Genomic DNA, 12,701 nt, shown 5'->3' with positions numbered 1-12,701 from the left:
TAGAGCCTGAACATCTCTATCTTACATGGAAAGGTGATTTTTGGGTATAACCCTTTTGCCCACCACCCGCATAGCAGGTGGTTTATTATTTCGCACGTTTTGCGTGCTCAACAGACTAAAGTCTAAACGAAAGGGACGATCAAAGATCGTCCCTTAAATTTATTCTATAATAAACCTAATTTTTCAAGACGTTCTTCCGTTGGAATACCATCTTCATCCCAGCCGCGTTCTTTGTAGTACAGTGGCAGCAATTCATCCAGTTTATGAACCCAACCTTTTGTTGGTCCATCTGGCATTGCTTCTTCTAATAAACGTGGTGGCAAGGTATCTTCTTCTGGTGAAATACCAGCTTCTAAATTAAAGAGTTTTTCCAGATTCCAGATTCGTTCACCAGCTAACAAAACATCTTCAGCCGTCCATTCGGTTCCCAGAACCTCGTTGAGCATGTCAGCATATTGCTGAGCACCCAAAGCAAATGAGGTGAACAGACATAAGCCAGTGGAATCGATAACTGCAGTCAGATCCTGGAATACTTTTGCCCATACTTCTTTACCTGAGAGATCAAAACGATCCAGTTTTTCGGGTAAACCAAGGATTTCAGGAGAAATCAGGTAGCCACGAACATGGCATCCACCACGGTTGGAGGTTGCATATTGAAGACCCATCCCCTGGATTCCACGAGGGTCATATGCTGGCAAGTCTTGTTTCTTAACCGACATGGAGTATTCAGGAACGCCAAAGAAATCAGCCAATCGGTAGGAACCACGGGCCAGTAAATCACCAAAGCCTTCTCGATTCCCCATTTTTTTGAGCCAATGAACTACTGACTCAGCGTTTCCGAATTTTAGGATCACATCATCATCAAGCATTTCGTCAGTGATATAACCACGTTGGTACAATTCCATGGCAGCAGCTAAAGTCGCACCAGCAGAAATGGTATCTAAACCCAGTTCATTACACCAGTAGTTCGCATCGATAACCACTTCCATATCGTCGATACCTAAGTCACCTGCAAACACCCAGAGGGTTTCATATTCAGGTCCACCGATGCCATCAGGACTCTTATCGCTTTTGACCCAGCGACCACAGCCAATTGGGCAATGATGACAAGGATTACGCTTGATCAGATATTTTTCAGTCATGGTTTCGCCGCTAACAGCTTCAGCGTCCGGATCCTGACCGCCCTGGAAGTTATTAGTTGGATAAACACCATGTTCATTGATAATATTAACCAATACGGCTGTTCCATAGGTAGGTAGACCACCACCGGTGACACCGTTTTCTTTTAATAAGGTACGACATTCTTTGGTAACTGCTTTTAATCCGTCTGGATTCGCAATTTCCGGTTTTAAGTTCCCTTTAACAGTAATGGCTTTCAAATTCTTTGAACCCATAACCGCACCAACACCAGAACGACCAGCGGTCCGATCTTTTTCATTCATGATCGCTGCCATCTGAGACAATTTTTCACCAGCAGGACCGATGGTTAAGACTTTGGACCCAGGCTGTTTTTCTTTTAAGAGATCGCTCGTTTCAGAAACCATCTTACCCCACAGATCAAGAGCTGGCAAGATTTCTACCTTATCTTCATCGATACTAAGGTAAACCGGCAGACTTGCCTTACCTTCAACAATAATCGCATCATAACCAGCATATTTCAGGTAGGCTCCCCACTCTCCACCAGAGTTTGAAGAAGCAATACAGCCTGTTAGCGGCGATTTTGTAACGACCATGTACCGACCACCGGTAGGTGTCGCTGTCCCCGACAACGGACCATTGATAAAGACAATCTTATTTTCTGCGGCAAAAGGATCAACCTGTGGATCAACCTCATCCATATACAGCTTTGTTCCTAAACCACGACCACCAATATATTTTTTTGCCAACTCAAAATCCAGATCTTCAGTTGTCACTTCATTGGTCGTCAAATTGACACGTAAAATTTTTCCCATGTAACCAAACATTTCGTACGCCTCCTAAATTTTATTTATTTGTAACCACTATCATTATACCCAAATAGTATCCGTTATTCAATGGGTTAAAGGAAAGATAATCACAAACGCAAAAATTTATAGCAATTTTAGCTTACCAAGGCAAAATTTGATCATTTTTTGAGCATATATTTTCTCATTCTACCAAACCAATGGTTTTTAAGATGTTATACCCCAGTCGTCGCTCCTGACCTTCAAAAGGATAGGCGTGCATAACAATCATTGGATTAAAATTCAACTCAATAATTCCGAAACTTGAATCGGGATTGCAATAGTCTTCCAAAATAATATCAATGCCACAGAATTTCGCTCCAAATGCTCTGACCGCTTTTAACGCAATCTCTGAAAAATAAGGGTGCATTTTCTGTGTAAAATCGATACTGTCTCCACCAGTGCTGATATTAGAATTTCCGCGTAAAAAAATCATTTCATTACTTTTGGGGATTGATTGACTGGTTAAACCCTGCTTATTAAGATACATGAGCGACTGATCGTCCAGCACAATTTTCTTTAGCGGGCTGGTTTGGCCATCGCCCCGGTAAGGGTGTTGATTTTTTTTATCAATCAGTTGCTGGATCGAGGAAACGCCATCGCCAACCACATTCGCCGGGCGACGATGAAGCACGGCCACCACCTCATCTCCCATCGTCAAAAAGCGGTATTCAAGACCTGGTAAATAGTCTTCTATTAGAATCGTGTTATCCTGTTCAAACGCAATCCGAGCCCCTTTTAATAGTTCATCAAGGGTTCCGCCCTGATCAAAAATACTGATTCCCAATCCGAAGTTGGTGGATTTTGGTTTAATCACAACGTTTCTTCCAACATATTTGATTAGTTTTTTCTTTGCTTCAACGAAAGAAAAAAATTCTTCCCCATTCGGAACTGGTAGTCCATTCTCCTGAAGAATTTTTTTTGTGACCACTTTATTCTCCATGAGCAACGGGGTGATATAATTATCCACACTTGTTTTTGTCGCTTGTTTTACATATTCTCGGCGGCCATTTTTTTCCAGCCGCACAATGTTGTCCGCGGCATCCATGGGAATTACTTTTATCCCCCGAGTCAAGGCTTCTTTTATTAATACCTGCGTTGACATTTCCCAGTTTTCAAAACCTTTCAGGCGGTAGTGATCTGCATCTGACTGTCTTTTATAATCTTTAGCGATTTTTAGATTCGCATCAAGACAACCGTTTTCCTGCATTAACAATTTCAAGCGGTAGGCATAGGTCGTTTCTGGCTGTCTGACCCGGCTTTGCATTTCTTTAATACACTGATCCTGTTCTAAATTCAAATATTTATTGATCTCCGCTACCTTTTCCAAAATATCCTCAGCCCAGGCTGTTTTAAGCGTCCAATGGCGATGATCGAGCAATTCCAAATCCGGTTCCAGCCCACGTTCAGCGACCGTCACCTCATTGATAAGGGCTTCCTGCTGCCAGGTCTCAAAAAACTCTTCTCCTTCCAATAATAAAAAGAGCATAAATATATTCATGAATTCCAGATCTATTTTTGCAATTCCGCATTTATCAAAAACATTGAGATCAATGGTTCGAATTTCCAGATATTGGATGCCTTCTTCTGCTAAAGAGTCCAGTACGTTGCGATAGTCTTTTGGTTTTAACCGAATCTGTGCATACAGTTCTTTCGCTTCAGAAATGTCCCCCCGTTCGACAAACTCATTGATGCTCTTGATATAATCCTTGATGGAACTATAATCCGGGTAGAGATCTATTTCATTTTTATAACCGCTGCAACTGCCATTACGGGCGGAGGTTCCGCCAGGGCTGAGATAGGTATCATTTCCGCAGTCCCCCATACATTGCAGGCACTCTTCTATGTAAGAATTATGGAGACCGGGGGTGCAGCCCATTAAATAGATGATCAGCCAGCGATAGCGTAAAAAGTTACGCAAGACCTTTAGATAAATTCGATCTTTAAATTCTTTGAAACTCTCTGCAATACCCAACTCTTTCCAGATGGTCGTTAACAATTCCTCACTAAAAGAAAAGTTATAATGGATCCCCGAGATCAGCTGTCGCTTGCCACCGTATTTGACCATCAGTTTCTCCCGATATTCTCTTGCTTTTTTCCCTTCTTCCCCCTGATAAGAGGCAATCGGGATCTGTTTGTCATCAGGAATATTGCATGGCATCGAGTATGGCCAAAACAGCTCATTATTCACGCCAATCTCACCGATCACAATATCCGTAAGCGCTTCCAGAAAATCATAGGTTTCGTCGACTGAATAAAAAACCGGTGTAACCAGTTCAATCTGGCTTTCTGAGAAATCGGTAGTGATATATGGATTTTTAAGCTTATCGCCAAAAATCGGCGGATGTGGCGTCAATGCCAGTCTTCCCTGTGGTGTCACCCGGAGTCCTTCTCTTTCTACTCCAAACCCCGCCGTTAAAATGCTTTCCGGTGTCATTTTATTTTTTAATATTTCGATCATGCGCATAGCCTTTCCGTTGTTGTACAGATAAATCGGTGTGAACTGTACAAAATTTTTTTAATTATACCATAAAAAAGATTAATTCTAACTAACTATTTCCCTTTGATTGCTAGGGAATAATCGCGATTCCTGCAAAGTCCCAATCGTTCTATCCATATTTCACTACTTATTTGTTTAAAGTATTGACAAATAAAACAGAAGATGTTAGACTCTACTCATTGAGTTAGTATTTTCTAACTCAATTTTAATAATTATTATGTTAGTTATTGCTAACCAATAGGAGGAAAACCATGTTACTATCAATGGCGACACCCGGAGAAACAAATCACATCAAAAAAATCACCGGTAAAGATACTACGCATCAATTTCTGGCGAGCCTTGGTTTTGTCGAAGGCGCTGATGTAACAATCATATCTGAGCTTTCTGGCAACATTATTTTAAACATTAAAGATACCCGGGTTGCCATCGATAAGAACATGGCCAACCGCATTATCATTTAAGGAGATCAACATGAAAACACTCAAAGCTGTAAAATGTGGGGAATCCACTAAAGTTGTAAAACTCCATGGCGACGGCCCCATTCGGCGCCGGATCATGGATATGGGCATCACCAAAGGTGTTGATGTCTTTGTCCGAAAGGTTGCCCCCCTGGGTGACCCCATCGAAATCACCGTGCTGGGCTATGAACTGAGCATTCGTAAAGCCGATGCCGAATTGATCGAAGTTTTTTAACAATTACAATGCAAAAATTTAACAGCCATGGCTGTTAAATTTTTGCACACAATGTTAGTCAATGCTATCAAATTAACGAGGAGAACTTATATGAACTTAAAAATTGCACTCGTTGGAAATCCCAACTGTGGTAAAACAACCATGTTCAATGCGCTCACCGGCAGTTCCCAGTATGTGGGCAACTGGCCGGGGGTCACGGTTGAAAAGAAATCCGGCAAATTAAAAGGCCACAACGATGTCGAAATCATCGATTTGCCTGGTATTTATTCGCTGTCCCCCTATACTCTGGAAGAAGTGGTCTCCAGAAATTATTTACTGAACGAAAAACCCGACGTCATGATTAATATCGTCGATAGCAGTAATATTGAAAGAAACCTCTATCTGACAACCCAGTTGCTGGAAACTGGTATTCCGATGATTCTGGCCCTGAATATGACCGACATTGTCAAAAAGCGTGGTGATCTCATCAATATCAAAGCGCTTGCCAAGCGGCTGGGTTGTGAAGTAATGGAAACCTCTGCTGTTAAGAGCGAAGGATGTGCTGAACTGGCCGAGAAAGCCATTGCCCTTGGCAAAAGCAGACAGAAGTCAAAACCACTGCCGATTTTTTCAACTGACATCACCAAAACCTTAGGTCAAATTGAATCCATCATTAAAACCAAAAGCACCACCGAACATCCGGATTTTTATGCCATCAAACTTTTTGAGCGTGATGAAAAAGCCATCGAACAGCTTAACCTTTCAGATACGGTAATGGCTGAAATTACGGCACTTACCGTATCTTGTGAAGAAGCCATGGATGATGACAGCGAAAGTATCGTTACCTCAGAACGCTATCAGACCATCGGTCGCATCGTTTCGGATACAATCAAAAAGAAAGCCAGCACCGGCATGACCCCCTCGGACAAAATCGATCGGATTGTAACCAATCGCTTTCTGGCCTTACCTATTTTTGCCGCTATTATGTTCTTAATGTACTTTGTCTCCGTTACCACGGTAGGTGCCTGGGTAACCGACTGGACCAATGACGTGCTCTTTGGCGAAATTATTCCCCCGGCTGTAGAGGCACTTCTTGTTTCCTGGGGTACCGCTGAATGGCTGAATTCACTGATTCTTGATGGCATCATCGGTGGTGTTGGTGCGGTTCTCGGTTTTGTCCCCCAGATGTTTGTCCTGTTTCTCTTCCTTGCCATTCTTGAGGATTGCGGTTACATGGCCCGGGTTGCTTTTATCATGGATCGGGTCTTTCGAAAATTCGGTCTGTCCGGCAAGTCATTCATACCATTGCTGATTGGAACCGGCTGTAGCGTTCCCGGAATTATGGCCTCCCGAACCATTGAAAATGAGCGGGACCGCAAGATGACAATCATGACGACCTCCTTTATTCCCTGCTCGGCCAAGCTGCCCGTGATCGCCCTGATTGCCGGTGCCTTATTCCCCGGATCGGTCTGGGTTGCACCGTCGGCCTACTTCATCGGGGTAGCAGCTATCATTGTTTCCGGTATCATTTTAAAGAAAACCCGGGGCTTTTCCGGTGATCCGGCCCCCTTTATTATGGAACTGCCCGCATATCATGTCCCCGGTGCTAAAGGGGTTCTGATCCACATGTGGGAACGGGGTAAATCCTTTATCAAAAAAGCCGGTACCGTTATTTTTGTGGCCAGTATCACCATCTGGTTTTTGTCAAGCTTTAACTTTGCTCTGGAAATGGTCGACACCAACGAATCGATTTTGGCCGCCCTTGGCATGATCATTGCGCCGGTCTTTAGTCCCCTCGGTTTTGGTACTTGGGAAGCGACTGTTGCCACCATAACTGGTCTGATTGCCAAAGAAACAGTAGTCAGTACCTTTGGCGTCCTCTTTGGTTTTGCCGAAGTGGCCGAAGATGGTGCCGAACTGTGGCCCCAGCTGCAAATGGCCTTTACCCAGATGGCAGCCTTCTCGTTTTTGGTTTTTAATCTGCTCTGTGCCCCCTGCTTTGCTGCCATCGGCGCGATTCACCGGGAAATGGGCAGTGCCAAATGGACACTGATTGCCGTGGGTTATCAGACCGCATTTGCCTATACCATCGCCCTGATCATTTATCAATTGGGACTGTTTTTCACTGGTGGTGGTTTTGGTATCGGCACCGCTGCTGCGATCCTAATGATTGCTGCCCTACTCTATCTGCTTTTTAGAAAACCAGTCAGCAAAACAAAACAAAAACAATTGATATCGGTCAAAGAAATCTAACCTTTATCCTAAAAAAGCCAGACGCGAATGATGATCATTTTCGTCTGGCTTTTTTAACTCTTTTTTCTACAACCCCAACTCTTGTTTGAGTTTAGTCAATTCCTCATCCACCGATGTATTTCCGGTTTCGCCATACTTTTCTTCCAAAACTTCGGCAGGGTCAACCGGCTCAATATTCAGTTCGGCCATGGCATTAGCCTCATCCAGCATCCGGTCGGCCTTTTCTTCCATTCGGGTAAAGGCATCCATGGCATCCTCGGTTTGATTGGCTGAGCAGCTGGCTTGATTGATGATTTCCTGGGTTTTGGCAATCGACACCTTGGACTTGATCATGGTTCGACGGGCCTGCAGGGTTTGGATATCGGAAGCCAGTTTATCATGCATCTGTCGCATCTTCATGGCATTTTCATGAGCTGCGGCATAGACATCCAGCAGTTCAGCATCATGGTTTTCCAGTTCCTGTTTTTTTGCGAGAAAGATCCGGGCATCGCCCTCGTTCCCAGCCACCAGCGCTTTTTTGGCCAACTCGGCATACTTTTCCACCTCAGCCTTGTTATTGTCGAGCAACCGTTTCGTACGGGTTTCTTCGCCCATTACTTCAGCAGTACTTCGCTTCACTTCGGCCAAATCCTCGAGCAGATCAATTAAATACTGATCAATCATCTTCGCCGGATCTTCCATCTGATCCAGAAGATCGTTAATGTTGGCCCGGATAATATCACCGAATCGTTCTAAAATTGCCATTTTTTTCCTCCTTTGAATTTTCTAATCAGTTTTTATCCTGATCGGACGGATTATCCTGATATTTCTTCGCCAAATCTTCAATTTCCACATCGTCAAATTTTTCCAGCGGGGTACTCAGTATTTCGGCGGTACGCTTATCCTCGAGATTCTTCTGCTTTTTGGCATGGCGCCACCAGACGAATAACAGAATGGCTAATATTACCACTGCAAATACAATTCCAATGGTCGTCATGGCTGCGATCCATGGTGACCTGGTAACGGTCATGATCCGGTCAGCCGCATCTCGGAAGGCGTTACTGAAGAACTCCTCGTCAGTGAGATTGCTGTCGTAATAATTGCGGTCAATGTAATCCAGCAAGATATCAGCCGCCTCCCGATCGATAACTGTTTTGGCCTGAGTACCGGCCACATAACGATCCATGTAAAAATCATTATACTCATAAAATACAAAGAGCAGATGGGCTTCATCCGTAAACAACTGATCATAAAGAGCATTTGCATAACTGTCCAACTCACTTTCGGTGGGGTGATACGAACCATTGATGTTATCAATTATCACCACATACGGTTGTACCCCGGTTTTCTGATAAAAGTATTTTAGCCCTTCCTCCATTTTTGTCTGATTTTTAATCCATCCCAATTCGTCGCGATAATATTCCGTTTCGTTGACCGAACCCGCTGGCAGTGGCTGCCGATTGATGGTTGATTTAGTGACTTCTGCGGGACCTGTTATGACGGATGCCACGAAAGCCCCGATAATCAGCACCAGAATCAGCACAATCAGTAGAATAATGATAAAACCGCAGCCACAGCCCACCGGTCCGCCGCTGCCGCCGTCGTGATTGCCACCCCCGGGAGTACCCCCTGAACTCATTCTGGTGCCACTGCCAAACAATCTACTCCCCGAACTGCCCCCGGAACTGCCAAATGACCCCCAGGAACCACCGCCACCACTGCGGTGACTGCTCCCGAAGCCACCGCTGCGACCACCGCTACTGCGGCTCCCGCCACCTGAACCGCCACTGCTGCGGCCACCTGAACCGCCACTTCTTCCCATGATACCCCTCCATTTATTTGCGCATTGTTACAATGGCTTTCTACCCCAAATGCGACCTTTCATTCATCATTGAACGTTGCAAAAAAAGAAGCACTAACGATCATTTTCTGATAAAATAAACAGATAAAAAAGCTTTACCAAGGAGAAAAAACACCAATGGCAAAACAAAAAGAAGTGAAAACCAATGCCATGCGCATTTTGGATAAATTAAAAATTGACTATACCCACCAAAGTTATGAATGCCATGAATTTGTCGACGGCTTGCAGACTGCCGATCTGCTGAAGCTGCCTTATGAACAGGTCTATAAGACCCTGGTGACGGAAGGAAAGAGCAAGAATTATTTTGTTTTTGTGATCCCCATCGATAAGGAGCTGGATATGAAGAAAGCCGCCAAAGCGGTTGGCGAAAAAGCGGTGGCAATGATTCGTTTAAAAGACCTGACTGCGATCACCGGCTATGTCCGGGGTGGCTGTACCGCCATTGGCATGAAAAAACAGCTTAAAACCGTCATTAACGACACCGCCAAAGAGCTGGACACCATCTACATCAGCGGTGGAAAAATCGGATTGCAGATTCAGTTGCGCCCCGATGATTTCTGCACTGCGGCAGCGGCTGTTTATGGGGATATTATTACATCCTAAACCGCAATATGTTTTAAAGGATATTTTTCGGACGTTCAACTGCGCTGATTATTCAATCGGTGGCGATGATACGCCGATGTTCTTATCGGTGCTTTTAAAATTGGTTTGCTGATAACTATCATCTTATCAGAAAATTTTAAGCTGGATCTAGTTTCTTACTTCATCGATTTACCCTTTCTTTTATGAGTTGTTCCTGTGTATCCGCTAAGTTTTGATAACAATGGAAACGGGCAATCCCATCTTGAACCGATACTTTGCAGATCGATCCAAGCTCATCCAAGTGATTCAGAATCACTTGATACACCGGTTCCCCATGCTTCGTTAGAAATTCATCCTGGAGGATTTGAATAATCCGGTCCGTTGACATCCCTTTGCGGTAGGGACGATCCTCTGAAAGGGCCGTGAATATATCAGCATAGGCAATGATATCCATCTCCTGAGAAATGCCGTCATTGACCAGATTCAAGGGATAGCCCGAACCATCGTGATTTTCATGATGACCGGAGGCGCACTCAACGATCCCCTCTAAGCCTGAGATGTGTCCCAAAATAAGATTCGTAAAATAGGCATGGGTTCTGATGTCAGCCCGTTCCGCTTCTGACAGCCGTTCTTTTTTTTCGATAATTTCAGTTGCAACGGCAATTTTACCCAAATCATGCAGCAATCCGGCCACTCTGATTTTGCGGCATTCTTCCTCAGAATACTCCATTCTTTCGGCAATGGCATAGGCCACCTGACTCACGCCGACCGAATGGGCAATGGCAAATTTGCTTCTGGAATCGATTATTTTTGAAAGAGTCAGGGCAAATTCCTCCAATAAATCCATGGTCAAGTCAATCTCGTAGCGCCTGGAAATTCCTAATTTAAGAATTTTTTCCATTTCCCAGTTATCAATATCCAATCAGAAAGAATCCTTCTGCGCCTGAATCAGATAAGCTGCCATCACCTCGGGGTGAAAGACAGTGCCATTATAAGACGCCATTTTGTCGATGATCTGTTGTTTTTGTGCCAAAATTGAACGATCCGGCTGTACCAGAATATCCGTCCGATCGGCCACATGCAAAATATAAGCTTCCAGCGGCACCGGGCCCAGTTCCGGAACATAGGTGTTGTCCAGATCATAATGCCAATGATGATAAAAGATGATACGAGAAATTTTTTCAAAGGGTGAAAATGACGACAGCATATAACTGTCTAAGCTGCTGTGCGGAAAAGGGTTCTCCACATCCATCTGAATCAGACTGTCTCTTTCACTGATGGTCAGGGCGCCAATATCATGCAAGGATGCTGCAATAATCAGATCACTCAGGCGGTCCGCTGATAACCCCATCTCAACGCCAATATGAAAAGCGGCAATGGCCGTTCGGCGGTGATGGTTCTTAAGCAGATAATTGTATAAATCAATTGATTTAGTAAAAGATGTAATCAATTCTTTCAACGTTATATTCATAAACCAGTCTCCCATCAGGTTGCGATCTTTCCTATTTATTATTCGCGCTGATGAAATCCGTTACGCATTTCAATCAACACTCAATCCGGCAACACCAGCCATGCCGGTTTCGGTGGACTGTGCCACTTGATTTATTTTAATCGGCTCTTTCTTGTTTATCTTAACCCCCTGTCATCAACGGTAAAGCATTGGTCTTGATAATTTTAACAAATTACCGTCTGTCAAACAAATTTAATCAATTGCTTATTATATGAGCATTATTGCCGGGAATAAACAGGGGGGTTTTGAATTTAATTTAAATTCACTGTAACAACGGAATTCTCTGGCATAAAACCAGAAAGCCGGCTGATCTTGCATCGATCAACCGCCCGCCTATATTATTTAAGTATAAAAATTGCTACCAGCACCAAGGCCTCGTCCCGCAATTGCTTCGTTGTAGCGTTTTTTAAAAAATCTGGCCGATTAATACCAGCGTGCCATTTTTTAGCAGAATGAAAATTCCCAAACCAATAAAGACCACCGGCACTAAAATATGCTGGTATGTTTCCATTCTTTTTCGGATCACGGGATGGGTGGCCAGCTTCAGGCTGATCAAACACCACAGCGCTGTCAGCAATCCAAAGATCAGCACCGTTAACAGCATCAGGATAAACAGGTCATCAATATTCGTGCTGACAAAGGCCGTAACCGCCATCAAAATCGTACTAATCAATCGTTTTTATTTCCGCCGGAATCCACATTTTCGGGTTGTAATTAAGGGTATATTTATATTTTGAAACATCATTGCCACCGAGATCTTCCACCACATAGGTCACGTTGTCACTTAATCCGATGAAGTGTTTTTTGTAACTGCCGTCTTCGTCTTCAACAAGCACTTCCAGCTGATTGTCGGCGGTGTCGGCGGTGATTGACATCTTTCCGGTCATTTGAAACAAGACGTCGCCCTCAATGCAATTGATCACCGTCAACTGCCTGATCACATTGAAGTTGTCGGCCTGCTGGGACAAATTGTAAGAAACTTTCTCGGCTTCGCTTTCGCAGCCAGTAAGCATTAATAAACCAAATAGGGCAATAAAGATTGCTGTTTTTTTCATCATTCTGATCCTTTCAGCTGTTCATTTTATAAAACCGGTTACTGGGGCTGACCAAGCAGCGGCCATTTTTCGGTATCGGTAAAGTGGTCCACCAGGGTGTGGGCATTTGTGATGATCTGTTGGTCAAAATCCAAATAGTTCAGCAGGGCAATGGCATTTTTGAATATTACGGCTGAAAAAGGTTCTTCCGCAAAAACCCGTTATCCAGACTTTGAATGTGGATCGTACATCAATTTAGCCGTCAGTAATTTTTGACCGCATCGACCATACATGGTTCGTTTTATCATTTTGAGTTTGTTGTTAAACC

General features: G+C 43.9%; 12 protein-coding genes. 4 read left to right on the top strand and 8 right to left on the bottom strand.

From position 1 onward, the window contains the following. Positions 1 to 164: 164 nt before the first annotated feature. Together BI182_RS11895 and gshAB are read right to left on the bottom strand one after the other, a co-directional pair. A complete protein-coding gene (locus BI182_RS11895) occupies positions 165 to 1,964 on the bottom strand; it encodes an aldehyde ferredoxin oxidoreductase family protein (protein ID WP_286808206.1) in 1,800 nt (599 codons plus the stop codon). Positions 1,965 to 2,127: 163 nt separating this feature from the next. Beyond that, positions 2,128 to 4,443 carry a bifunctional glutamate--cysteine ligase GshA/glutathione synthetase GshB gene (gene gshAB / locus BI182_RS11890; protein ID WP_286808204.1) on the bottom strand — a complete coding sequence of 772 codons (2,316 nt, stop codon included), beginning with the start codon at positions 4,441 to 4,443 and terminating at the stop codon, positions 2,128 to 2,130. A 290-nt stretch (positions 4,444 to 4,733) separates the two neighbouring features. Between gshAB and BI182_RS11885 the strand changes: the two genes are divergently transcribed. From BI182_RS11885 to feoB, 3 genes are all read left to right on the top strand, one after another. Next, entirely contained in the window at positions 4,734 to 4,943 is a 210-nt protein-coding gene (locus BI182_RS11885; protein WP_070371145.1) for a FeoA family protein, read from the top strand. 10 nt (positions 4,944 to 4,953) lie between these two features. Then, on the top strand, positions 4,954 to 5,175 hold the full coding sequence (locus tag BI182_RS11880) for a FeoA family protein (RefSeq protein ID WP_070371144.1): 222 nt from the start codon (positions 4,954 to 4,956) through the stop codon (positions 5,173 to 5,175). A 90-nt stretch (positions 5,176 to 5,265) separates the two neighbouring features. Then, positions 5,266 to 7,407 carry a ferrous iron transport protein B gene (feoB, locus tag BI182_RS11875; protein ID WP_250932897.1) on the top strand — a complete coding sequence of 714 codons (2,142 nt, stop codon included), beginning with the start codon at positions 5,266 to 5,268 and terminating at the stop codon, positions 7,405 to 7,407. A gap of 66 nt (positions 7,408 to 7,473) precedes the next feature. On the opposite strand, the gene BI182_RS11870 is transcribed toward feoB, so the two are convergent. Both BI182_RS11870 and BI182_RS11865 read right to left on the bottom strand, forming a co-directional pair. Continuing rightward, positions 7,474 to 8,151, bottom strand: coding sequence for a PspA/IM30 family protein (locus tag BI182_RS11870; protein ID WP_286808201.1), 678 nt, complete (start codon positions 8,149 to 8,151; stop codon positions 7,474 to 7,476). 25 nt (positions 8,152 to 8,176) lie between these two features. Further along, positions 8,177 to 9,208 (bottom strand): TPM domain-containing protein, encoded by a 1,032-nt coding sequence (locus BI182_RS11865; RefSeq protein ID WP_286808199.1) that lies wholly within the window; start codon positions 9,206 to 9,208, stop codon positions 8,177 to 8,179. Positions 9,209 to 9,364: 156 nt separating this feature from the next. On the opposite strand from BI182_RS11865, the gene ybaK reads away from it, so the two are divergent. Continuing rightward, positions 9,365 to 9,850 carry a Cys-tRNA(Pro) deacylase gene (gene ybaK, locus BI182_RS11860; protein WP_286808198.1) on the top strand — a complete coding sequence of 162 codons (486 nt, stop codon included), beginning with the start codon at positions 9,365 to 9,367 and terminating at the stop codon, positions 9,848 to 9,850. Positions 9,851 to 10,010: 160 nt separating this feature from the next. Here ybaK and BI182_RS11855 read toward each other — a convergent pair whose 3' ends face one another. From BI182_RS11855 to BI182_RS11840, 4 genes are all read right to left on the bottom strand, one after another. Then, entirely contained in the window at positions 10,011 to 10,751 is a 741-nt protein-coding gene (locus tag BI182_RS11855; protein WP_286808196.1) for an HD-GYP domain-containing protein, read from the bottom strand. After that, positions 10,752 to 11,300 (bottom strand): HD-GYP domain-containing protein, encoded by a 549-nt coding sequence (locus tag BI182_RS11850; RefSeq protein ID WP_286808194.1) that lies wholly within the window; start codon positions 11,298 to 11,300, stop codon positions 10,752 to 10,754. A 445-nt stretch (positions 11,301 to 11,745) separates the two neighbouring features. Beyond that, a complete protein-coding gene (locus BI182_RS11845; protein WP_286808192.1) occupies positions 11,746 to 12,012 on the bottom strand; it encodes a cadmium resistance transporter in 267 nt (88 codons plus the stop codon). Continuing rightward, complete coding sequence (locus BI182_RS11840; protein ID WP_286808190.1) at positions 12,005 to 12,394, bottom strand: beta-sandwich lipoprotein; 390 nt, start codon at positions 12,392 to 12,394, stop codon at positions 12,005 to 12,007. The genes BI182_RS11845 and BI182_RS11840 overlap by 8 nt, the downstream gene beginning before the upstream one ends. Between the last annotated feature and the right edge of the window lie 307 nt (positions 12,395 to 12,701).

Source organism: Acetobacterium sp. MES1, from assembly GCF_002237635.1.
Taxonomy (GTDB): domain Bacteria; phylum Bacillota; class Clostridia; order Eubacteriales; family Eubacteriaceae; genus Acetobacterium; species Acetobacterium wieringae.
Note: the sequence above shows the minus strand (reverse complement) of the source record. Positions and strands in the feature narration are given on the sequence as shown.